The sequence below is a fragment of the Flavobacterium sp. LC2016-13 genome (assembly GCF_009707955.1).
Classification (GTDB): Bacteria; Bacteroidota; Bacteroidia; order Flavobacteriales; family Flavobacteriaceae; genus Flavobacterium.
Map to the genome: position 1 here is coordinate 1 of NZ_WMDQ01000012.1, position 25194 is coordinate 25194.

At 34.6% G+C, this 25194-nt stretch carries 19 protein-coding genes; 9 read left to right on the top strand and 10 right to left on the bottom strand.

What is annotated here, in order from left to right:
• Positions 1 to 251: AraC family transcriptional regulator (locus GKZ86_RS20280; protein WP_154784880.1), on the top strand; the 251-nt coding region annotated here is incomplete at its 5' end.
• Here GKZ86_RS20280 and GKZ86_RS25640 read toward each other — a convergent pair.
• The gene (locus GKZ86_RS25640; RefSeq protein WP_317173647.1) at positions 248 to 2590 is read right to left on the bottom strand and encodes a sigma 54-interacting transcriptional regulator; all 2343 of its coding nucleotides are present in this window, start codon (positions 2588 to 2590) and stop codon (positions 248 to 250) included. The two genes, GKZ86_RS20280 and GKZ86_RS25640, sit on opposite strands and share 4 nt — an antisense overlap.
• Before the next feature lie 25 nt (positions 2591 to 2615).
• Between GKZ86_RS25640 and GKZ86_RS20290 the strand changes: the two genes are divergently transcribed.
• The gene (locus GKZ86_RS20290; protein ID WP_154784881.1) at positions 2616 to 2954 is read left to right on the top strand and encodes a hypothetical protein; all 339 of its coding nucleotides are present in this window, start codon (positions 2616 to 2618) and stop codon (positions 2952 to 2954) included.
• A gap of 48 nt (positions 2955 to 3002) precedes the next feature.
• Positions 3003 to 4364, top strand: coding sequence for a hypothetical protein (locus GKZ86_RS20295; RefSeq protein WP_154784882.1), 1362 nt, complete (start codon positions 3003 to 3005; stop codon positions 4362 to 4364).
• Between the two features lie 1047 nt (positions 4365 to 5411).
• Here GKZ86_RS20295 and GKZ86_RS20300 read toward each other — a convergent pair.
• From GKZ86_RS20300 to GKZ86_RS20315, 4 genes are all read right to left on the bottom strand, one after another.
• The gene (locus GKZ86_RS20300) at positions 5412 to 7586 is read right to left on the bottom strand and encodes a peptidase domain-containing ABC transporter (RefSeq protein ID WP_154784883.1); all 2175 of its coding nucleotides are present in this window, start codon (positions 7584 to 7586) and stop codon (positions 5412 to 5414) included.
• Positions 7587 to 7623: 37 nt separating this feature from the next.
• Positions 7624 to 8880, bottom strand: a complete 1257-nt coding sequence (locus tag GKZ86_RS20305; RefSeq protein WP_194632618.1) for a radical SAM protein — start codon at positions 8878 to 8880, stop codon at positions 7624 to 7626.
• A 67-nt stretch (positions 8881 to 8947) separates the two neighbouring features.
• Positions 8948 to 9124, bottom strand: coding sequence for a hypothetical protein (locus tag GKZ86_RS20310; protein WP_154784885.1), 177 nt, complete (start codon positions 9122 to 9124; stop codon positions 8948 to 8950).
• Positions 9125 to 9215: 91 nt separating this feature from the next.
• On the bottom strand, positions 9216 to 11597 hold the full coding sequence (locus GKZ86_RS20315; protein ID WP_154784886.1) for an outer membrane beta-barrel family protein: 2382 nt from the start codon (positions 11595 to 11597) through the stop codon (positions 9216 to 9218).
• 228 nt (positions 11598 to 11825) lie between these two features.
• Here GKZ86_RS20315 and GKZ86_RS20320 point away from each other — a divergent pair, with 228 nt between their 5' ends.
• The 6 genes from GKZ86_RS20320 to GKZ86_RS20345 all read left to right on the top strand — a co-directional run bounded on the left by GKZ86_RS20320 (position 11826) and on the right by GKZ86_RS20345 (position 19634).
• Entirely contained in the window at positions 11826 to 14090 is a 2265-nt protein-coding gene (locus GKZ86_RS20320; protein ID WP_154784887.1) for a lantibiotic dehydratase family protein, read from the top strand.
• Positions 14083 to 14952, top strand: a complete 870-nt coding sequence (locus GKZ86_RS20325) for a thiopeptide-type bacteriocin biosynthesis protein (protein ID WP_154784888.1) — start codon at positions 14083 to 14085, stop codon at positions 14950 to 14952. Before GKZ86_RS20320 ends, GKZ86_RS20325 begins: the two co-directional genes overlap by 8 nt.
• Positions 14949 to 16649 (top strand): AraC family transcriptional regulator, encoded by a 1701-nt coding sequence (locus GKZ86_RS20330; RefSeq protein ID WP_154784889.1) that lies wholly within the window; start codon positions 14949 to 14951, stop codon positions 16647 to 16649. The genes GKZ86_RS20325 and GKZ86_RS20330 overlap by 4 nt, the downstream gene beginning before the upstream one ends.
• Before the next feature lie 126 nt (positions 16650 to 16775).
• Entirely contained in the window at positions 16776 to 16922 is a 147-nt protein-coding gene (locus GKZ86_RS20335; RefSeq protein ID WP_154784890.1) for a hypothetical protein, read from the top strand.
• A 47-nt stretch (positions 16923 to 16969) separates the two neighbouring features.
• Positions 16970 to 19135, top strand: a complete 2166-nt coding sequence (locus tag GKZ86_RS20340) for a prolyl oligopeptidase family serine peptidase (RefSeq protein ID WP_154784891.1) — start codon at positions 16970 to 16972, stop codon at positions 19133 to 19135.
• 82 nt (positions 19136 to 19217) lie between these two features.
• Complete coding sequence (locus GKZ86_RS20345) at positions 19218 to 19634, top strand: hypothetical protein (protein ID WP_194632616.1); 417 nt, start codon at positions 19218 to 19220, stop codon at positions 19632 to 19634.
• Between the two features lie 135 nt (positions 19635 to 19769).
• Here the strand turns inward: GKZ86_RS20345 and GKZ86_RS20350 are convergent, their stop codons facing one another.
• The 5 genes from GKZ86_RS20350 to dnaK form a co-directional block, all read right to left on the bottom strand.
• Positions 19770 to 20111: a helix-turn-helix domain-containing protein gene (locus GKZ86_RS20350; RefSeq protein WP_154784893.1), complete on the bottom strand. Its 342-nt coding sequence runs from the start codon at positions 20109 to 20111 to the stop codon at positions 19770 to 19772.
• A gap of 107 nt (positions 20112 to 20218) precedes the next feature.
• Positions 20219 to 20968 (bottom strand): hypothetical protein, encoded by a 750-nt coding sequence (locus GKZ86_RS20355; protein WP_154784894.1) that lies wholly within the window; start codon positions 20966 to 20968, stop codon positions 20219 to 20221.
• Positions 20968 to 22224, bottom strand: coding sequence for a site-specific integrase (locus GKZ86_RS20360; RefSeq protein ID WP_154784895.1), 1257 nt, complete (start codon positions 22222 to 22224; stop codon positions 20968 to 20970). The genes GKZ86_RS20355 and GKZ86_RS20360 overlap by 1 nt, the downstream gene beginning before the upstream one ends.
• Complete coding sequence (locus GKZ86_RS20365) at positions 22221 to 22775, bottom strand: helix-turn-helix domain-containing protein (RefSeq protein WP_154784896.1); 555 nt, start codon at positions 22773 to 22775, stop codon at positions 22221 to 22223. Before GKZ86_RS20365 ends, GKZ86_RS20360 begins: the two co-directional genes overlap by 4 nt.
• Before the next feature lie 205 nt (positions 22776 to 22980).
• A complete protein-coding gene (gene dnaK / locus GKZ86_RS20370; RefSeq protein WP_154784897.1) occupies positions 22981 to 24864 on the bottom strand; it encodes a molecular chaperone DnaK in 1884 nt (627 codons plus the stop codon).
• Between the last annotated feature and the right edge of the window lie 330 nt (positions 24865 to 25194).

Genomic DNA, 25194 nt, shown 5'->3' on the forward strand with positions numbered 1-25194 from the left:
TTAGGTGGTCAGTTTGCTCCGAATCTGATGGTCAATTTAGGCTGAAAAAGCGTGGTCAATTTGACCGTTTTTTCCAGATTAGATATAAACGGCTTGAAAAAGCAAAAGAACTTTTGCTTAGTACCAAAATGTCCATTACGGAAATTTGTTATAATTTGGGATTTGAAAATATAGCCCATTTTTCCAGGTTATTTAAGATACAATTCAGTCAGACCCCAACTGAGTACAGAATGAACAAAGTAGCCATTTAGCTTACATGTTCTTTCTTTATTCCTAATCGCTTCATCTTTGAAGTTAGTGTGCTTGGAGGGACTCCCAAAAGTTCTGCAGCTCCTCCAACCCCTGCAATTTTTCCATTGACATGTTTTATCACTTTTAAAATATATTCCCGTTCGTTTTCGTCGATTGTTTTTATTGAAAGTTCTTCAGTATCATTTATATTGGTTATGGTATTTTTTTGTGCGGGCAATAATATTTCTTTTATAGTGTCAGTATGTGAAAGCAAAACACTTCTTTCAATTAAATGTTCGAGTTCTCTTATATTTCCGGGCCAATTATATTGCAGTAACTGATTTAAAACGTTGTGACTTAATCCTGTTATTTGTTTTCGCATTTTTTTAGAAAATCTCTCGATAAAATGCATTGCCAAAGATGGAATATCCTCGCGACGATTGCGAAGCGGCGGAAGATTCATAGGGAAAATATTTAAACGATAATAGAGGTCGCTTCTGAACTTTCCCTCTTCCATCAGTTTTTCAAGATCACGATTAGTCGCTGCTATAATGCGGACATCTACAGTAATTGTGGCTTTACCGCCTATCCTTTCAATTTCTTTCTCCTGTAGCACCCTCAATAACTTAACTTGCAGCTCAAAAGGCATTTCACCAATTTCATCCAGAAATAACGTACCGTTGTTGGCAAGTTCGAATTTACCGATTCTTCGTTCTATAGCACCTGTAAAACTGCCTCTTTCATGTCCGAATAATTCACTTTCGATTAGGTTAGCGGGCAGGGTAGCACAATTGACTTTTACCATTAATTTACTGCTGCGTGGCGATGCATTGTGGATGGCCCTGGCAATTAATTCCTTACCTGTGCCCGTTTCTCCAAGCAATAAGACAGTGCTGTCCGAGGGAGCCACCTGCTCTACCAAACGGAATACTTTTTTCATTTCGCCACTCTCACCTATAATCTCACTTTTGCTAAAGCCACTATTGATTTCTTCCTGCAGGTATAAATTTTCCTTCTCAAGTTGATTTTTAAAATTTTTAATTTCTTTAACCTGATCTTCAATCTGCTCGTTAGCTTTTATATTGGCCAATGCAACTGATAATTGTGCCGCAATTGCTTTAATGAGATTTAATTGATTTTTTCCAACATGTGTTTTGACTTTTTTGGTTATTGCTAAATAACCAATTATATCTTCTCCATTTTTAAGTCTTGAAAAAATCATTTGGCGCATACCCACATCGTAAATCATTTTAAAATAATCAGGCACCTTACTGCTGGTTTTAATATAGGATTCCATATCATATACCAGTGGGTCTTCGGATGCCAGCACTTTATTAATTATGCCATCATTTACAGGATGCATCGCAGATGTTATATCGCCATATTCAGGGTGCTTGGTGCTTGGCGATTTAGGATCTAAAATAAATGAGCCGAATGTCTCACCATCAGGACTGATATAACAGAACGAAATGTTATTTACATCAAGAAGTGTTTTTAATTTTTCATCTGTGATTTTTCGCAACTCATTTTTATTTCTAACTTTTGCAATATCATTACAAAGAGCAAGTAACATTGCCTTTTCTGCTTCTCGTTGTGCGATTTCTTCATAAGCAATAATATTCGAAACTGCTATGGCCAGTTGTGAGCAGATACTTTTAAACAGAGGCTGCTGAATTGAAGACTCGGTGGTTTCATTGTATCGGAAATTTAAAAACGCAATGTTTTCGTGTCCCAATCGAATAGGCACACTGGTTATTTTTTTTATCCCCGTTTTTTTTATTGTGGCTGCATAATTAGGAGTATCGGTTAGGCTCAACAATTTTTCTGTACTTATTACTATAGCCTTTTCAGATTTGGACATTTGATAAAATAGGGTATCCTTTATGTCGTAACTTTTATTGAGGGATTCCTGAAAACTTTGATGTTTTACAAAATTTGCATTTGGGTCAAACAGAAAAGGGGAAAAAGTCTTTTTATCTTTACTCAATACATATATAATGTAGTCTTCAACGCCAAAAAAATCACTTAGATGGTCTTTTAAAATTTTGGCAATTACAATTTTATCACTTACCGAAGCCATTGCATTGCTAAAGGATAATAGTTTACATTTTTCTTCTTCCCGCCTTTGAATTTCCTCATTTGCTATAATATCGGAGATTCGCACAGCTATTTGGGAGCTTACTGCTTTGATAAGATTAGTAGAAATATCATTTTTATAAGCATTAGAGAGATGAAAAATCAGGCAACCTAATTTTTTTTGTCCAACCAGGAGCGGTATTCCCAGTACCCTGTGAATTCCAGATTCTTTCCAGGCAATAATATATTCGGGAGCTGCTGGCAATGCAGCTAGGTCATCCACAATAAAAATCGAGGGTTCGGCCGCAATGAATACAGGAGAAAAGATTATTGCTTTAGATTCTGGCCTTTTTCCTGATTTGAATAATGAAGATAAAAATAAATTAAAGGATGAACTCATTATCGTACAAAAACGTGAGAATGTTATATATACAGCCCAGGAATTTCTAAATAGTGCGTCTATTTCCCTGAAAATCGCAAGTGAATTAGGTTTAGGAAATTCTCCTTTAGCTCAAGATTTGTCAACTGCTATTAATTATGGTCAAGCAACATTCAGCGCAGTTACTTCTTTTATGAGTGGTGATTATATCCAAGCTATTTCATCTATTACTGGATTATTGGGTGGCGGAGGGCCAGATATTGCGTAACAAAGGCACGAACAAATTATGGAAAGATTTGATCGAATAGACAAAAATATGGAACAAATTAATGAAAAATTAGCAATTCTCATCGAAGGCCAGAAAACAATTATCGAAAATCAACAAAAAACATTTAATTTTTTAATTCAACTTGCTGATAGTATAAATGTTCAGCATAATGAAATAATGAATGAGTTTAAAACTGTAGAGAATGAAATATATGAAAATAGAGAATTAATAACTTCTAACTGGGAAAGCAAATGTCAATCTTGCTTAGAAATAATTAAAACGAGATTAAGAATGGACATTTATCAAGACATCTTACCTAAACACGATGCCTTGCTTCAAGAATATGCAAACATAGATGGTGAAGGTGCTGTATTATCACATTGCGCAGCTTATATTGCTAGTTACAGATTTGCATCTGACAAATCTAAAATAAATCCAAACTTTAGTGCTATTGCATCAAAAGATAGTTTTAAAAATGCTCACAATTTAGAGGAATTACAACTAATTACTGAGCAGTCGTTTAAACTATTTTTCCAAAGTAAAGAATTTAAGCAATCAAAAGAAAATAGAAATATTTTAATCACTGCTTTATTTTACCCATCACCAAATATAAATGAACTTAATAATAAATTCGCTAGCACTGAAGTAAGTACTGATGATAAGAATTACAAATCTGAATTTAAAAATGAATATTTTTTAAAATTACTTCTACCACAAGCTATTGAAAGACATGGATTTGTGATAAGAAATATGAACTACCTAACAAACATAAGCGATGGAAAAGGAAACCTAATAAACTTAAATAAGGTTGCAGACGAAAATTTCATTTTAAGAGACTTAAAATTAGAATTAAACGAAGCTATACAATTAAACAATATCGCTATTGCTCAACAAACAATGCTTTCGGGCGACATCCTATTACCCATCATATATGATATTTTAGAAATTGAAAAGAATGATACGCTACTTTCATCTAAATCAAAAGATCTTTTAAAAAGAAATGCCACACTAGCAACTAATTTTACAAACTATTATTTTTCGAAGAGGACAAACAGCTCCTCTCTAAATCTATTACAATATGCGTTTGCCTACACTTCTAAGGACAGCACATTATTTAAAATAATTGTTAATCCTTTGTTTCCAGTAGAATATATAAAGCCTACAGATTCTCGAATAAAAACATATAATATCAAAGAGGGATGGCACATGATAATATCTAACCTCCCCTACAGAATTCCTGAACCAACTCTCATAGATAATATTTCATTAGTTCAACTGGAATCTCTGCAAATCTTAATTGACAATAGGAATAAGTCGTACAAACAGTTGAAATCTTATAGTATATATGACGGGCTTTCTCCTGATCAAAAAACAGATTTGAATTATATAATTATGAAAACACAAAACTAATAATGAAAAAGATTGCTGGGTCAGACTCTGTAAATTTTAGAGGTTTAACACAAAGGATATCCTCTATATTCATACTTGGGTGGATTAGATATTTCGGATAATAATTAGAAAAAAATATTAGACTTTACTTTATTCGAATCAAAAAATGCAATCATTAAACACCAGCCGAAAATACTAAATATTTTTTTAACAAAAAAAACTCTTAAACCAATGGCTTTTTGGAGGTTGCTAAATTATTGTTGAACATAAGGGATTCGAACCACTTCCATAAAATTGAACCAATTAAAAATTACTACAACATTTTTTTATAACTTTGCTCTAACCACTGGGTTAATGTGTTCTTAGAATCTAATACTATAAATTAACAAAATTCATTCATTTGATTGAGAATTTTATAAAAGTTTGTTTGTTCTTATTTTGTTTTATTTTGTTCAGATCTGTACTTTTATTGTACCCCGATATCTGTTAACCCCAGCAAACACTGGACTGCTAATTTCTGTATTGAAAATTGACAAATGCAATCAACGATTCTTATAAAACTTCTCTCAAATTACCAAACACCATTTAAAACAATTAATATTTAATTCTATATTATTCTTTTTTTAAATTTGTATTTTTACAATTGAAACAATAAGAATTATACGTTTTATTTTAAACAAGTTAACAGCTTAAAAATGTTCAATTTGGGATTTGTGGCACATTCGTGGCGCAGCTGAAAAAAAATATTAGAAATGCAGTATATAAGCGGGATGTGACGGTTTTGTTCGAATCCCTCTTTGCCCTGTTTACTTTAAATCTAGTGCTTGATCTAGAACGACAACTTCCTATTGTCGCGAGAACTTATACTACCAAGTTATCTACTGATTAAGAATTTGGATTCTGGCCCAAGCTGTACAGTAACTATCACAGCCAACTTCAAGACTAATAAAAGAACAACAGCCTTACAGCAATATATATAGCCAAAACATTAAATAGTATAACAATTAATCCTATTATATTCAACTTTTTAGGAATTTCTCCAAATATTGTTTTTTTCATTTACTTCTATTAATTACCAAGCTCTAATTGATTTTTTACTAAATTAAAGTATTTCCCTTTTAAGTGTATTAATTCGGTGTGTGTACCTTTTTCTACTATCTTGGCTTTTTCTAGTACTATAATCTGATCGGCATTCATAACTGTGCTCAAACGATGTGCCACTATAACCATCGTTTTCCCTTTAAAATATTTTTCTAAATTATTTACTATTGCCTTCTCATTTTCAGAATCTAAAGAATTTGTAGCTTCATCAAAAAATAAATAATCGGGATCTTTATAAATTGCGCGGGCAATCAATATTCGTTGTCTCTGTCCCTGACTAATTCCTATGCCTTCCTGACCAATAATGGTTTCGTATTTCATTGGCAATTCTTCTATGAATGATTGTATGTTGGCATTTTTCACAGCAAGGATTAATTTGTTTTGATCATAATTCTCACTTAGACAAATATTAAAAGCAATAGAATTTGAAAAAATAAAGCTGTCTTGAAAAATAACTCCGCATCTACTGCGCCACGCTGCATCGTCTATGTGCTGTATGCTTATATTATCTAAATTAATTAATCCCTTATTGGGATTATAGAACTTTAAAAGTAATTTAATGAGTGTTGTTTTGCCACTTCCACTTAAACCCACAATTGCAGTTGTAGAACCTTTCTCTATTTTTAAGTTTATATTATCCAAAACATTTGTAATGCCATTATACGAGAACGAGACATCTATGATTTCCAAGTCACCATTATTAAAGACCTTACTTTTTGAGCAGCCAGCTGATTCCCCTGATAAATTATTAATCTCATCGACCCTAGTCAGGCTTACCATTAATAACTGAAAACTTAAAATACAATTCAAAATCTGTGAAATAGGTGCATTAACTGCACCTATAATAAAAACAATTGACATCATCGTTCCAATTGACAAAGTATTATTTATTACTGAAAGTGCGCAGGTAAAAGTTATTAAAAGCGAGGTAAGAAATGTAATAAAACGATAACTTTCATAACGCTGATTTAATTTTATATTTTTAGTATTCACATTAAAAAGCTCAAGTTGTATTTTTTCCCATTCTTTTCTCTTTAAATTTTCTAAATTATTCAGCTTAATTTCCTGCATTCCCGTTAGTAATTCAATATTCTTGCTATATTCTTTACCTGACAACTTAAATTTGATCTTATCAAGAGTTTTTATTCTATCCAAGAAAATAAAAATCCATGTTAATTGTAAAGTATTGCCAATAATAAAGATATAAAAAACCGGTGTACTGAAATAAAGAAGAATCAGGCCAAAAACAATTAAGCTAAACAATGCAAATATGCTTTTTAGTAAATCATCTGTCAAAAATTTTTCAATTCTTTTGTGGTCATCTATTCGTTCGAGCAGATCCCCAATGGTTTTCGAATAAAAAAAAATAACAGGCAGGTCCATCAGCTTCATCAAAAACCCGGAAACTAAATCCAAACTGAGTCTGGAACTTATATTTATAAACAGCCATGTCCTGTAAAATTCATTGGTCACCTTACTGATAAAAAGCACTATTTGCGCACTTAAAATCAAATACAAAAACGATACATTTTTAAACCTTACTCCCTTGTCAATAATCTTCTGCGTGAAAAATGGAAAAAAAAACTCAGTAAGAGATGATAATAAAAGAATTAAAACCAGAAGATAAACCTGCATTTTATAATCCCTCAAATTTTTCAATACTAAAAAGAGACTTTTTCGCCTTCTATTTTTTTCTGTTTTATGGTGAACAGCCAAATTTTTTGTAGGCTTCAATAAAAGAATTACTCCTTTTTTTCCATTCCCTTTCCAGCCTTCTAGAAATTGTTTTTTATTATAAATCAACCGGCCTACTGCCGGGTCACTCACATAAACTTTTTCTTTTTTTATTTTATATACAACAATAAAATGATTGTTATTCCAATAGAATATTGCCGGTAGAATAACATTGTCCTTAATTTGGTCGAAATCAAGTTCAACAAATAAATTTTCATATCCAATCCGGGATGATACTTTTTCTAATTCTGATAGTAATAAACCTTGACGTGTAAGATTGCTTTCTGAAAAAATCTTATTGTCAACATCAATGTTTACGCCATAATATTTACTAATTATCCTCAGGCAGGTTAGTCCGCAATCCGCTGCATCCAATTGCTGAACAAATGGAAATTTTTTTATTTTCATAAAGAGAGTCTATAACTAATTAAGGAGGTTGCAGTTACTAAAGAATATCTCTAAGTTCGTGTTCGCTGCTTTTTTTAAAAGACTCTAATTTTTCAATATAGTCCGGTTCGGGAATAGTTGGTAATTTTTCCGCAATGATTTCTAAGGCTTCTCCATATGTTAATTTTGATAGACCAGTTTGCAAAAGCAGTTCATTAGGCAAACTATCTATAACCGTATTTTGAATATGTGTTATTACCTGCAATAAATCATCGCAATATATAGTCGGATTATTGAAACCATTTTTCGAACTGTATCGGTGAGGTAGATATCCCCCGCCACAAATTTCCTGAACAGGGCAGGCAAGACATTTTTTTGGCAGGTATTTACCAGAATTGTAATAGACATCAATAAGGTCTGATTTACTGATTTCCTCAATTTCATGGGTATTAACGTTTATATCATTTTTAGTAAATGAATCACCGCATAATTTTAAAACGTCAACAGCTTCCAAACCTCCATTTGTTTCAAGAACCAAAACATTATTCTCACTAACCCCTAAGGAATCAATGCCGATTGTCTCGCCGATAATTTCTTTTATTATCATATCAAAAAAACGTATTCTGAATTTTTGCTCATCTTTATACCATGTGTCAAAAACTTTAATATACCATTGCGCCGGTGTTATTTTATCATTAAATATTGAGGTATGTGTATCATGATTTGCATCGAGTAATAAAACATCCACCGCTCTTAATTCCAAGTTTTTAAAATGCTTGTAATATACCTCTGGATCTATACTGAGATTCATAACCGATAAAACGCCAGTGGTAAAATTATTATTTTTTAAAGTAGTAAGCCCCTTAATAACATCATCATAAGTACCATTACCTTTCTTATCTATCCTGAACTTATCATTTTCCTGCTTTGGACCATCTAAACTAACACCAACGCTTACACCATATTCTTTAAATATAGTACACCATTCATCGTCTAAGAGTATTCCATTTGTTTGTAGAGCAAAACTAACCTGAATGTTATTCTCCTTTATTATGTCAAAATGCTTTATGAAATTTATAAAATCAGATTTTTTCATTAGAAGAGGCTCTCCTCCATGTATAATAATTCCAAGCGTACCTAATTGCGTTTTTTTCAAATGAGTCAGCATTTTTTTAGCAAAACTTTCAATTGTTTTTTCTTCAATAAATTTAGGTTGTGATTTATACGAAAGATCACCCAAATTATACATATAACAGTAAGAGCAATTTATATTGCATCTGCTGGCTACTTTAACAACAATTTTATTTATTCTCATTTTCGTTTTTTTTAAGTACATTTAAATAAAAGCAAACCGTCTATAAATTAGACGGTTCATTTGTTTATTAGCCTTGTGTCCAGATAATTTCAGCGAAATCAACTTTTGCCCAGGCTGGTGCGTTACCTCCCGAATGTTCGGCAGAAGTAACATCAAGTGCCGCTTTTTTTAATACCGGATTTTCAATAAGACTAATTGAATTCTCTAATGATTTAACATCATTTCTGTTTAATTTAAATTTCATAATATAATTTATTTAATGTTAGTGACTATCTTTTAGAGTCATAAAGTCAGATTTGGACTGGCTTGCAAGCTTTTTTTTAATAACGTATTTTCTATCTTGTTCTTTTCTCTTCTTCTTTGTTGCTAAATTCCCTTCTATCCTCCCTAATTGATTTACCAAATTTATAAACTGCTGAGAATCTTATTTTTTGAGTATCCTGATAATCAAATTTTCCCTGTTGAATATCATTTATATTGTTACTAAAAACAATTGCACTCGTTTTAAAAAGGTCAGTCACATTAATTGCCAATTGAAGTTTTTTATTTAAGAGTTCTTGTTTTATTGCTGCATCAAATTTATAGTAGGAAGTTGTTTTGTAACTATTTGAAACCGAAGCGGACTGATAGATGAAGTTTAGCTCAGCCTTAAATGTTTTTGAGGAGTTGAGCGTAAAATTATTGTAGCTTGATACATAAACGGACAGTCCTTTAATGACCGGAAAGGTCTGTTCCAAACTGGAATTGGTTTTTGTGTAAAACATATTAATTCCATTATTACTTTGCCAGCCTTTTATTTTTGAAAAAGAATAGTTCTCGGAAATACCAAATCTTTTATTGGTAAAAAAATTATAAGGAATAGTATATTGATATGTTTTTAAACTATCTGTAAAAGTAATTTGGTCAATGCCCTGATTTATATAATTAAAAAAAATTGAATGATAAAAATTACCTTTTATACAGGATAATTCGATATTGTTACTAAAATAAGGACTTAAATAGGGGTTTCCCTCTGTATAATTAGTTTCCGTTGAATAAATCCGGAAAGGGTTTAAGAGATTATAGGAAGGCCTTTCTATTCTTCTGTTGTAGGTTAAGGAAATTGTAGCCTCATTGTCTGTTGCATAAGTCAGATAGAATGAAGGAAACAATTCAGTATACGTATTTTTAAGATTACTTTTTATTTCAACTAACGAACTCCTGGTTCTAGTATTTTCTAATCTCAGTCCCAGTTGCACATTCCATTTTTTTGATAATTCCTTATTTAGTGAAGCATAAGCCGCCGTGTTGCTTTCTGTATAAGAAAATCGATTGCTTTTTTGCGGATTCAATACAAATTCATCTGAAGTAATATCATAGAATATTGTTTCATTATTATTATTAATAAAAGATAATTTCCCTCCAAAAGAAAAATTAATCCATCTCATAGGTAATGTTACATCAAATTTTGAAGAATAGATTTTTATATCCTGAGACCCATCGTTCACTGCAAAAAACAAACTATTCACTCTTGGAGTGTCATCTTCCAGAACAGTAACCGTACTGAAATTATTAGTTATAGAATTATTATACTGAAAATAGTCCAGATCAAATGATATTTTTTTGCCAATTGTATCAAGTTTAGTACTACCATGAAAGTTTAGTGAATTGGTCTTTCTATCGAGTTCTTTGATTGACGATGTAACAAGCGTTGAATCTAACTGTTCTGAAAATTTATTAAAAACCCTGGATTGGTTCTTAGATTTTATATCGCTTATATTTGCAACACTATTGTACTCTAAACCTACTGAAGTAGATGAAGTTAATTGATAGTCAAGAGCAATCCTTCCTGTATAGCTATCTCTTGAGTTTTTGACATTGTAATTTTCTTTCCATGTGTAATTTGGATAAAAAATATCATAACGCTGCAAAGGGGCTGTCCTTCCAGAACTGAAGTCAAAATTAGAGAGTACGGTCAGTTTATTTTTTTGATAATTTATTCCTCCCCCGATATTTCCTGTACCATACTTCGCCTGCGTGTATGCAGTTCTGATATTTCCGTTGAAAAAATTTTTCCTGGCCTTTTTAAGTACTATATTAACAAGTCCGCTATTGCCCTGAGCTTCATATTTCGCTGGCGGCATTGTAATCACTTCAATTTTCGCAATGTTTTCAGAAGGAATTGACCTGAGTAAATTAGACAAATCATCTCCCGAAAGCTGAATGATCCTCTCGTCAATCATTACAGATACTGATGACTTCCCCACAATCGAAATTGAGTTTTCCCCTACGATGAGCGTCGGGGTAGCCCGTACAACATCGAATGCATCCCCACCTGTACCCACAATGGAATTCTCCACGTTAAATACCAGCCTATCTATTTTTTTTTCCAGCAATTTTTTATTTTTGTTGATGACTACTTCCTTAAGTTGTTCTTTTCTGATCACCTTAATGGTTCCAAAATGGAAATTTTCTTCTAAACTGATCTTTTGGCTAAATAACAGCTGCCCCATATGCTTTACCTGAAACAAATAGCTGCCATGTTCCACTGCTATACTAAAATTACCATTGATATTAGTCAGCTCGCTTTTTATTGCAATTGAATCGTTGGTTAAAATTACGATCTCCGCAAATTGAACATTGCTGTAATTTTGGTCCCTGATTTTGCCGTCAACCAGCACCTGGGAAAATAGAGTCGGACTGTATAGAAGTAGTAAAGCGATTATTATTTTTTTCATTATCAATTTATTTAGTCACAATTGTACGGCACAAAAGTAGCCCAGTGCCTTTCATGCGGCAAACGATGATAGTCTAGATTTATAAAAACGAAGTCTGTTTTTATAAGTTTAGATTAAATCGTGCATGGTTTGAGTACTAAATATATTTTTCATCGTTAAGTAATAGTTATTGTCTTGTTTCTTATTTTTGAAAAAAATAGATCACAGAAATTTCTTAATTTTACTTCCATGCCAAAATCGGAAATAAACCTCAGTTTCTTCTCCTCATTTGCAGTCAGGACTCCTTGCCTATCAATGGGTTTCTATCTTAACCTGACAGTGGGACCGGAAATTCAGAGCGAACTTCTAAAGGAACTACTCAATGACCCTCATATCAGCGAATCCATATACCTGGCTTCGCCTGAATTTTTCAGTGAATTACAAAAATGGCTGTCCATCTCTGAATATCCAGCCGAAAAGGCCCGTAAGATCCAAATTTCGCTATTAAAATATTTAACCCGTATGTCGACCAGATGTACGCCATTTGGTCTTTTTTCAGCTTGCGGTACTGGCACATTTGGAAATACGACCAGTATCACCATAAATAAAAACTCTTTTTACCGCAAAACCCGGTTTGATATGGAGTTTATGGCCGGTTTGGGTACCGCAGTACAAAAAAAGGCACTTCCGGGAAATAAACTTCTTTTTTATCCCAATACAACATTATATAAGTTAGGTGATTTTTACCGATTTATAGGATACTCTATGGATTCAGGCAACCGGAAATATTCTCTAGAGGCCGTAAAACAAACTGAATATCTGGACCTCATACTGAAAATGTCGGTTTCCGGAATTTCAAAAATGAAACTGGCCAATTATTTATGCTCTGATGAGATAAATAAAACTGAAGCGCTTGAATTTATTGACGAAATAATTGAGAGCCAAATACTGGTTTCAGAAATGGAACTGACCCTTACAGGTGATGATTTTTTTTTCAAACCAGGTTTACAGGAAAGAATAAAAGGCAGCTCAGCAGATGCGGGTGTTTTTGACGCTGTAAAATTACTGAGACTCCAACTGCCCGAGATCGACAAGGCCGGAAACATACCGGTCTCCCGCTATCAGAATATCGCGAAGACCTTACGTGAAAAGCAGTTGCCCTTTACTGAAAAGTATTTATTTCAAACCGATTCATTTCTTAAATCTGACAACTTTCAATTAAATCAAAAGTACCCGGCAGAAATTGTACGAACCATTAAATTTCTAAATAAAATTTCTGCCATCAAAACCCCAACACCTCTGCAGAATTTTAAAAAGGCCTTTTTAAAACGTTATGAAGGACAGGAGGTAGCACTAACCAGAGTGCTGGATTTTGAGACCGGAATCGGTTACGGATCTCCTAATGAGAATTTTGATGTAACCCCCTTACTGGATAGTATTGGGCTAAAGAAAAAGTCAAATACAGGTCAGGTTACGGAATTAGATGAAGTGCAGAGGGTACTACATCATAAGATTAATAATGTCCTGTTAAACGATCAGCACAGTATCGAATTATGCGAGGGAGACTTCAACCACATTGATTTTACGCATGATAGCCCATCAGAAACCTTTTCATGCCTGTTCGAGATTGTGAAAGAAAAAGGAAAAGAATCTATAGTGATTCAGCATACAGGGGGATCAAGCGCAGCTAATTTACTGGCAAGGTTCTCCTATGGCCATTCCGGTATTGGTAATTTTACAAATGAAATTACAAAGTATGAATCGGATCATCTTGCTGATAAAATTGTGGCCGAAATTATTCACTTACCGGAATCAAGAACCGGAAATGTGCTTAAAAGACCCAACTTCAGACCTTACGAAATTCCGTACCTTGGGCAATCAGGTGTCGGACTTCATTATCAGATTACCATTGAAGACATTATCTTAAAAATGACAACCAGACGTTTATGTCTATGGAGCAAAAAACACAACAGGGAAATAATTCCCAGACTGACTAACGCGCATAATTTTTCCCATAATTCATTACCTGTTTACCAATTTCTGTGTGATATACAATTTGAAAACAGAAAGTCATCCATAGGCATCAATACTGCAAACATGGAAAAACTTTTTAGCTTTATTCCGCGGATTACCCTGGGAAATTGCATTGTTTCAAAAGCGAAATGGATCTACAGCTCCGAAAAAAATCCTGATTTTTTTAAGAATATGAGTAAGAACTTTAAGCTTTATGATCAAAATATCTCTAGTTTTGTTTCCGATTTGTCTTCGGCAGTAAAATTCAGGCCACTGCCCCAGTACGTGATGCTTCTTGATGCCGATAACACATTACTTGTGAATATGCAAAATGTAACTTGTGTTGAGATGCTACTGGCTTCGGTCAAAAACAGGAAAAATTTCATACTCGAAGAATTCTTATTTCCATCGGAAGAAATGGTAAACACAAAAGACGATTATTTTGCCAACCAATTTATAATGGCCATAAAATGGGATAAAGAAGAACAATGTGATGCATAATATAAAGAGGTTTTTTATTTTTGGTGAAGAATGGCTGTATTATAAAGTATATTGCGGTACGTATTCAGCAGACAGGGCACTAAGGGGTGAGATTAAAATACTTGTTGCAGAATTATTGGAACGAAAGCTTATTGACCACTGGTTCTTTATACGTTATAATGATCCGGATCCTCATTTGCGATTGCGTTTTCACTTAATTGATACAGCTGTTTTGCAAAAAGTGATACAAGCGATAAATTTCCATTTCAATACGTTATTGCTCAGTAACACTATTTACGAGGTATCGATCGCTGTTTATCATAGGGAGACAGAGCGGTACGGGGAAAACACCATTGCAGAAGCCGAACAGTTATTTTACCATAACAGCCAGAGAATACTGGATTTTATTTGTACTGTTTCTCTTGAACATGATGAAACAGCCCGCCTTTTTGCTTCCTTACATATGATTGCAGAAGTATTAAACCAGTTCGAGGTGCCACTGACATCTTCTCACGAATTTGTACAAAATATGTTTTTAGAACACAAATCGCAATATAATATAGAAAGGACACAAAAACGAAAAATGTCGGATATTTACCTTATGCATAAAAAGGATATCATACTATTACTTACTGAGGGAAAGGATCCAATATACCTGGCGGGCCTTCATGAACTTGTAAAGTGTAAGGCCGAGGAAATAAAAACCATTAAAATAATTCTGCAAAAACAGGAACAGGAGCAAAATGTTGCTATTTTGGAATTAATAGCTTCTTTTATTCATATGAATATTAACAGAATGTTCCGTACCAAACAGAGAGAATATGAATTTTTATGTTATGATATTATGAACCGATATTACCAACACGCCATCAATAAGAAATGAAAAAATATGCCTATATAGCCACACTGCTTTGCTGTGGAATACTTTTTGCCCAGCCAGACCAAGAAAGACAGCAGACTTTCTATAAATTAAATTTCGATCAGATCACAGAAAAGCTGGACAATCCCTCTACCTCGCCAAAAGATAAAACATTGCTGACCACTATTTATTACAACAAGGCAAGAAAACTTGGTAATATTTACACCCTTGCTGAGGCGATGTATCAGAAGGGCCTGCTTTATACTGGAAAACCGACCCAGCTAAAATATGCAGATTCCATCATTTCATTAACCAAAGTACATCCCGATTTTCGTTTTCCCGCAAGAGGTTACATGCTAAAAGCCAATTATTTTCAAATCAACCTGAATCTTACCCAAGCCTTAAAAAATGTATTGGCTGCTGAAAAATTCTCCAGAAGACAGGGAAACTTTGAGCAAAATTTACTCATCAAAAGGTATATAGGACTAATCAAGATTGAGTTAGGAAGAGCTGAAGAGGCACTCCCGTTATTTAAGGAAAATTTAAATTATTTTGATAAAAAACCCGGAAAAGCGCTGGACGTTATTTTTATCAAATGGGTACTTTCCGATATTTACATCCGCCTGAATAAGGTTGATACGGCATTGCTTTATTTGGATACAGAGCTGAAGACATTGAGCACGGTCAATCCGTATTATCCTTACTATATTATGTATAAAGGCATATGTCTGAATTTGAAGGGAGATCCTGACCAAAGTAAAAAGTACCTGGAAAAAGCCATACACATGATCAGGCTGACTGATGATTCTTTGAACCTGGCTGTATGTTACTATTATAAGGGCGAAAATATTTTCAGATATGAGAAAAATATGGATCAAGCCATGGTCAATTTCGAAAAAGTCGATTCCATATTAGTCAAAACAAAACAGTATTCCTGTGATATACGGGATAATTACATCCGTTTAATTGAAATTGCCAAAATAAAAAACAATGATAAAAAACAACTCTATTATTTAAACAGACTCATAGAGATCGATAATTATTTCAAGTCAAACAATATACTGCTGGCAAAAAATATTAATAAAAGCTACGATACCCCCAATTTGTTAATTGAAAAAGAACACTTAATAAAACAGATCAACAATGAAAAGTATTTTTACGGTATTTTCTCCTTTTTACTGTTGCTGGTATTAGGGTTTGCCCTGTTTTACTTACAGCGAATAAAAAAAAGAAACCGAATTTTTCAAAAGCGTTTCATTGAATTAATGCAGACTACTACTTTGGAAAATTTATCGGATGAAAGTCAAACTGCTGAAATTAAAGAAGAGAATTATGAAAAAGAAAAGGTAATTGATCTGCCTGCTGAGATTATACAGCAAGTACTATCAAGGCTATCCGAGTTCGAGAACGATAAGGGCTACCTGGCTGCCAATTTAAAACAAACCGACCTCGCCCGCCAATTCTCCACCAACAGCAGTTACCTATCCAAAATCATTAACTTTTACAAAGGAAAAAATTTCAATCAGTACATTAATGATATGCGTATAAATTACGCCATATATTTATTGAAGAACGACAAAAAATTCAGGCGATATACGATAAAAGCGATCTCTGAAGAAGTCGGATTCAGCAATCCCGAATCTTTTGCCAAGGCATTTCATAATATCGCAGGTCTTCAGCCATCGTATTTTATAAAAAAAATAGAAGAGAATGAAAAGTAGCTTTTTTTCATTAAGAACAATTATAAGAATAAACTTGTCTATATTTATAAATCTAGAGCGTTAACAATGCTTTAGATTATTAGCGATCCTATACATTTGCAACTGTTAATTATAAAATCAGAAAAAATGAAAAAGAAACCAAAAAGTGAAGTAAAAAAGCTTTCTTTAGAAAAGTTCAGGGTTGCCGAAATCAAAAACATGAAAATTATTAAGGCAGGGGATTATCCAGAGGAAGGAGACCCGCCGGTCACCTCCCCAACTGTCAGGGGTTAATACCTTATTGACGTTATTATCAATTCCATTAAAAAATGTTACATTAAATGAAAAAGAAATTTTTAATCAAACTCCTCTTTCTGTTTAGTTTTGTCCTTTCTGGAACAGCACAGGAATTAATGACTAATCCAAAAACTAATAACACAGCTAATCTTTCCGTTATGGATGATTTTCAATATTTAGAAAATTTGCAGAATGATTCCGTTCAAAAATGGTTCAGAGAGCATAATGACCGTGCCAGACTTGTACTGAATAATATTTCAGGAAGAAATGAATTGGTTGCACAGTTCATTGAGTTTGAGAAAAGAAAATCATTTAATGTAGCATTATTGACCGTCACCGAGAATAACACTTTTTATTACTTAAAAAAATCTGTAACAGATAAATCTGATAAATTATACTGCAAAAAACAGGGTAAGGAAGAAATTTTACTTTTTGACTCTTCCAGTTATAAACCAGCAGCAGGTCAGACCTATGTTATCTCATACCTAAAACCATCCTGGGATGAAAATAAAATTGCAATTAGTTTGACCAAAAATGGCGAAGAAATTGCGGAAATAGTTTTCCTGGATCTGGAAAGCAGGACATTATTGCCAACCGTTATCAGTAATTGCTGGCCCTCAGAACTTGGTGGGATTAACTGGCTTCCTGACAGCAGCGGTATTATTTATGTCCACATTCCAATCACAGATACTAAGAGCGCTGATTATCTTCTGGATACTGAGTCGGTTATTTACAGGATCGGTGACCATCCATCAAAGCATATTGTTATTTTCTCGAAAAAAAATAATCCTGAGATGAAGATTGCACGGGCGGATTTTCCTTTCATCAAAAAAATAAATTTAAAAGATAAATATATCCTCGCCTCCTTGAGTGGTGCGGCTATATATTTAGACTATTACTATACGCCATTTTCAAATTTATTAAACGAAAAAATAAACTGGAAACCACTTTACAAAAAAAGCGACGGGTTATTGGATCCTATAGTGGTCAATGACGATCTGTATTGCATTTCCTCACATAATGCTTCCAATTATAAAATTATCAGAACCAAAATTTCAGCTCCTGACCTTAAAAACCCCGAGATCATTGTTCAGGAAGATCCAAAAGAAACAATTGACGAATTTGTAGTTAATACTGATGGAGTCTACTACACGACCAAAAAAAATGGTGTAGAGGCCAATTTATACTTAAAAAGAAATAATAAGATAAAAAAATTGGAGTTACCGGTACAGGCCGGAAATATAATCCTTTCTTCCAATAATAAATATGGTAATGATTTACTAATCACAACAAGTGGATGGCTGGATCCTAACAGAAGATTTAGCTATAACGCCGACAACAATCAGTTCATCGAGGATACCACAAGTCCTGTTGCTACATATCCTGAATTTAAGGATTTCATCGTGAAGGAAATAGAGATTTCCTCACACGATGGTGTACTAGTACCTGTTAGTTTAATATTCAGCAAGAACATAAAACGGGATAGAAAAAACTACATTATGATGGACGGCTATGGGTCGTATGGCATCTCAAAAAACCCCCGTTTTCAGCCTATAATATTAAGCTGGGTGATGAATGGGGGTATATATGTGATACCTCATGTCAGAGGCGGAGGTGAAAAAGGGGACGGATGGCATGAAAGCGGGTTTAAAAAAAATAAGCCAAACACGTGGAAAGACCTTATTGCTACGGCTGAGTATTTGATCAGGGATAATATCACAACCAGCGACAGAATAGGTATCTTGAGCGGAAGTGCCGGGGGGATTTTAGTGGGCAGGGCTATGACGGCGCGCCCTGATTTATTCAAAGTCATGGTTTGTTATGATGGATATCTCAACCCACTACGAATCGATAAAGCCCCAAACGGACCTAACAATATGAAAGAATTAGGGGATCCTGGCAATAAAGAGGAGCTTGCCATGCTTGCCGAGATTGATTCCTTTCAACATTTACAAAAGGGTATACACTACCCTGCCTGTCTTATCTCTGTAGGTATGAATGATGCAAGGGTGGCTCCTTGGATGTCCGCTAAATTTGTAGCTAAACTGGAAACATTCACTGCCTCCAAAAATGAAACTCTTTTTGCTGTAAGCTATGATACGGGACACGGGATAAAAAATTCCAACTTACAGCTTTATAATGATTATGCGGATGAATTTGCTTTTGCTTTTTGGCAAATGGGGCATCCAAAATTCAAATTAAATAAATAGCTATAGTCCATAAATTTGCCATACTACATCCTTGTAACTGTAAATGCCCAATCCCCTTGTGGCCTATAAATTACTTAAAACTATGATCCGATTGATCAGTAAAACAATTCTTTTTCTTCTTGTGTTCGGACTTTTCGGATGCAGAACCCCTATAAACAGAGTTATAAACGATAAACGAGAAGGCTATTGGATGACTGTTGATACTTTAGATCATATATACGTCACTCAGGGTAGGTATCAAAATGATTTTGAAAAAGGGACCTGGAAACATTTTTATAACGGAAAACTAGTTCGCAAAGAAAGGTATAAAAACAATATCTGTAAAACAAAATACTATTATCCAAACGGAAACTTGATGAAAAAAGGCAGTACAAAACTTGAAATCAACAACAGTGAAATGCATTGGTTTTATTTTGGGGAATGGCGGTATTACAAGGAAAACGGAAAACTGGACAGCATAAAAAACTATCAATTTAACATTAAACCGTATAATTTATAACCAGAAGAGTAAGACTTTTTAGAAGAATAATAATGAAATAAAATCTTTATTTTAAGGATAACATATCGCTTTGTATTAAATGCTTTTTGATGACCTACTAGAGTGATATAAGTATTCCTGCTGGCTGTTATCCCTCTATTTTTTTCGATTTTGATTATAATTCAATACGTCTGATTCGATTTCCTGTATTGTTTTCTTTTTCCCTTTAGAGATCCATTCTAAAAGTTCTTCTTCAAAAAAGTACAGCTTTTTACCATATTTATAGCACGGAATTTTTCGTTGCCTTACAAGAGCGTAAATTGTAGGCTTTGCTTTTCCTATCAGCCGGCTTGCTTCTTCAATACCAATAGGAATACTTTTTTCTTTAGATTCATATACCTGTACATTCTGAATCATAAGTTTAATCTCGGCAATTTCTTTCACTAAGTGTGCTACTGCTTTAGGCAGGTTCTCAAAAGAGATTTCGTTTATGTCCATTTCTATCGTTTTTAATAGTTATGGTACAAATGAAAAAAGTGTTTCTGCTGTGTCCTTCTTCACAGCAAAAACACTTGACAAACACAGTGCTTTATAACTTTGGGTATTTACAAATCTGTAAAATCTTCTATTATCTTTATAAGCCCTTTCTGTTCATCATCTTTCAGATGCGTTTTAATACTCTTCACTTCAACATCTTTTAAAGCGTCAGCAAAAGTCAGTTTTAAAAATTGTGCGGCTCTGTCCTGTCTGCTGACTTTAAAACAATTCCAGATATTCCAGCCGAAATGATACAGATCGAGATTGGACAGATCCTTTACTTTTACCGGTTTAATTTTTTCGAAATTTATGTCTTCGGCATATATTATTAAATTCTTACTCAATTGTTTCAGATCATCATCCGAAGCATAAAGCGCGAACTCCTGCTGTGCATAACGGATGGCAGCATCAATCCTGGCCTGTTTTTGATTTTTGACTGCATTTTGCCGCTCCTCCCTTATCTGTTCAATATCTCTGGCTAAATTTTTATTCTCAAGCAACTCGGGTTTAATTAAAACATCCTGCCGCTCCTCTTCTATTTTTTCAAGGTCTTCATTTGGAATCCGGCTTTCAGCCGATTCATTTTTTTTTGCCTTCAAAAAACGATTCAGCAATCTCTCAGTCAGATCGTTAAGAAATAAACTTAGAATTGCAAACGTTAAAATTCCAAATCCAGTGCTGATCCAGAAAAATATGCCGGCCGTATAAGCATCAGCACCCATTTCTAGCAGTACAAATCTTGCGATTGCGCCTATAAAAATGCAGACCAAAAAAACAGACAGGTAAACTGCAATATATTCAAAGTATTTTGTTTTCATTATGGCCTGTTTTTTAAAGATTCCAATTGTATTGCTTGCGAAGCTCTGTTTTTCTTCTCATCTATTACTTTGGCGTAGATTTCAGTAGTTTTTACATTGGTATGCCCCAGCATTTTGCTGACCGTATAGATGTCTGTCCCGCTCGACAGCTGCAGTGTTGCAAATGTATGGCGGAAGCAGTGGAAGGTAATATTTTTTTTAATGCCAGCAGATTCAACCCATTTTTTCAGAGGGCGTGAAATCCACGACGGATCCGGCAGATCCTCAAAAACAAGCTGTCCGGGAAGCCTCGGTTCTCCGCAGAGCTGTAAAGCCTGCTTGGAAATAGGCATATATTCGACACCCTTTGTCTTTTTCTGCGTGAAATGCAGCTTAGCCCTGCCGCCTTCCATACTTATCTCTTTCCAGCGGAGCTTCTGAATGTCGGAATGCCTCAGACCTGTAAGCGCCGAGAAAAGCGCCGCTCTTTTAAGGATGTCTTTTTCGCAGGGCGTTTCGGCCAATGCATTCAATTCTTTAATGGTCAGATATTCACGTCTTGACTCCTGATCCGGAATGCCTCTTATTTTTGAAGATAAATCAACTGTTAGATATCCGTCGATAAAGGCCTGTTTTAAAGCCGCTTTAAAAATGGAGAAATACCTTGCCGCAGTGTTGCGGGAAAGTATTCCTTTTTTGCCTCCTCCGAGCGGGGCACCCAGCAGAAACAGTTTAAAATCTTCCGCCATTCTGCTGTCAACCTCGGAAAACATCAGGCTGCCTTTGGAATAGCTTTTTAAAAATTCTTTGGTCCGCTCCCAATTGATCTGAATGGATTTTGAACCTCGGGCGTGTCTTTTAGCAGCCACAGCAGCTAGATATTTAATAAAATCCTCTTTTCCTTTCTCTTTCTGTTCAGCCAATAGGTTATCAGCATCACTGTACAGATCTATATTATCGTATTCTTTCTGCCGGATTTTGCGTACTCCGTCAGCATACAGCATTGTTTCTCGGTCACTTTCGCTTCCGCACATTATAATTCCATTATCGCTGCGTCTGGGTTTGTAGGATTTAGTTCCCTCTGCATCTGTGCGGGAAACTCTTTTCTTGTCCCATTCTACAGTTGTTACGGACCTGTTTAAATATTCACGGATTCTCTGGGGAGTTTTCTTTCCAGAAACCTCAACAGGATAGCTTTCTATGTAAACATACCATTCTTTTCGGTCTTCTGCTTTTCGAAGACGCACAGTCACCTTGGTTTTTGCTAATTGTTTCATATAAAATCATTTCCGTTATACAAATTATCAATTTCCATTTTGGGGGCATATACATGCTTTCCGATCTGTCTGGTCGGGATTGAATATTTCCTGATATGGCTGTAGACAGAACCTTCAGATATTTGAAATCTCTGAGCTATTTCACCGATGGAATAGCAGTCTTCTTTTTCAAGGCTGTATAATTTTTTCTTCGGTGCGCTTTCAGCCTGAGACACGCTGCGCGCAGGGCCGAACATCTCTTCCATGACTCTGCGGTCTATCCTTACAAGGCGGGTTCCTAAATTAACTGAAGGAATTTTTCCCTCGCTCACAAGCCGGTAAAGGGTCCTTTTAGCAACACCAAAAAGAATGCCAGCTTCGGCAACAGAAATAAAGACCCTGTCCTTGGGTATTTTATCTGCCAGCGCTTTGAGCTCCGCTTCCTTTTTAAGCTGCAGCATCTTCTGTTTGTATGCCTTTTTACTGCATTTAGCTGAGCAGTAGACAGAAGTCACGCTTTTGGGCAGAAATCCGTCTCCGCAGATAAGACATTGTTTATCTAATCTCTTCATTTCCCTTATCTCCTGATTAAGTTACCATTAGCAAAAATAAGTGCCACTTTATCGCCTTTTAAGTGCCGGTACAAATGTGGTACAAATATATGATAAAAAACGATTAAAAAATACCAGAAACAAAAAAGTACTAAAAAGAAAAAGCGCTGTAAACATAATGTTTACAGCGCTTTATCACTTATTATTAACTGATGTTAATCAGTACTTATTTGACTTCTTCGAATTCAACGTCTTCAACATTGTCACCTTGCGATTGCTCTTGTTGTGGAGCTGCTTGTTGACCTTCACCACCTTGAGCGTACATTGCTTCTGTAGCTACTTTCCAAGCTGCATTTACATTGTCTAATCCTTTTTGGATTGCTTCAAGATCTTGAGATTGGTGAGCAAATCTTAATTCAGTTAAAGCAAATTCGATAGCTGTTTTTTGATCGTCTGTTAATTTACTTCCCAATTCTTTCAATTGACTTTCAGTTTGGAAAATAGTACTATCAGCTTCGTTTAATTTCTCAGCTCTTTCTTTAGCTATTTTGTCAGCGTCTGCGTTAGCTTCAGCATCTTGTTTCATTTTTTCGATTTCTTCAGAAGTTAATCCAGAAGAAGCTTCGATACGGATATCGTGAGATTTTCCAGTTCCTTTATCAGTTGCAGTTACTTTGATGATACCATTTGCATCAATATCAAAAGTAACCTCAATTTGAGGAACTCCTCTTGGTGCTGGTGGAATACCATCTAAGTGGAAACGACCGATAGTTTTGTTATCAACAGCCATTGCTCTAGCTCCTTGTAATACGTGAAGCTCAACAGATGGTTGAGAATCAGAAGCAGTAGAGAATACTTGTGATTTTTTTGTTGGAATAGTTGTATTAGACTCAATTAATGTAGTCATAACACCACCCATAGTTTCGATACCTAAAGAAAGAGGTGTTACGTCAAGTAACAATACATCTTTTACATCTCCAGATAAAACTCCACCTTGAATAGCAGCTCCAATAGCAACAACCTCATCAGGATTAACTCCTTTAGATGCTTTTTTACCAAAGAATTTTTCAACTTCGTCAGCGATTCTTGGCATACGAGTAGAACCTCCAACAAGGATTACTTCGTCGATATCAGATGTAGTTAAACCTGCATCTTTTAATGCTTTAGCAACTGGCTCCATAGAACGTTTAACTAATGAATCAGTTAATTGCTCAAATTTAGCTCTTGATAATTTTTTTACTAAGTGTTTTGGTCCTGAAGCAGTAGCTGTTACGTATGGCAAGTTGATTTCAGTTTCTGAAGAAGAAGACAATTCAATTTTTGCTTTCTCTGCAGCTTCTTTCAAACGTTGCAATGACATTGGGTCAAGACGTAAATCAATACCTTCTTCAGCTAAGAATTCATTTGCTAACCAGTCAATAATTTCGTGGTCAAAATCATCTCCACCTAAGTGAGTATCACCATTTGTAGACAATACTTCAAAAACTCCGTCTCCTAATTCAAGAACAGAGATATCAAAAGTACCTCCACCTAAATCGTAAACAGCAATTTTTTGATCAGTTCCTTTTTTATCTAATCCGTAAGCAAGTGCCGCAGCAGTTGGCTCATTGATGATACGCATAACTTTAAGACCAGCAATTTCTCCAGCTTCTTTAGTAGCCTGACGTTGTGCATCGTTAAAGTAAGCAGGAACAGTAATAACCGCTTCAGTTACAGTTTGACCTAAATAGTCTTCAGCAGTTTTTTTCATTTTTTGAAGAGTCATTGCTGACAATTCCTGAGCAGTGTATAAACGACCGTCAATATCCACACGTGGTGTATTGTTGTCACCTTTTACAACTGAATAAGAAACTCTTTTTGCTTCGCTTGTAGTCTCAGCAAAAGTGTGTCCCATAAAACGTTTAATAGAAGCAATCGTTTTTGTAGGATTCGTTACCGCTTGTCTTTTTGCAGGATCACCTACTTTAATTTCTCCACCTTCAACAAAAGCGATGATAGATGGCGTTGTTCTTTTTCCTTCTGCGTTAGGAATAACAACTGCTTCGTTACCTTCCATTACAGAAACACAAGAGTTCGTCGTACCTAAGTCAATTCCGATTATTTTACCCATTTTTTATATATTTAATTTTGATATACATTTTATAACTCAGGTGGCATAAGTCAATCTTTGTGCCAAGATAAAAAACCAAAGTAAATTGTCAGTTTTGTTATTGGCATGCTAATAATCATCTGACAACATGACATTTTCTAAACCTGACAACTATGGCATATCAGCACTTTACGTGTCATTATCAGGAGCTGTTTCCTGCTGTCCTTCCAGATCTTTTGTACCGAACGCCGGTACAAAAGGATCTTCCCTCCCATCAGGGCTAGGATAATTGGTTTCATTAGAAAATTATCTTAATCTACAATTTTAATATCTTTCATTATTTTCAATTAA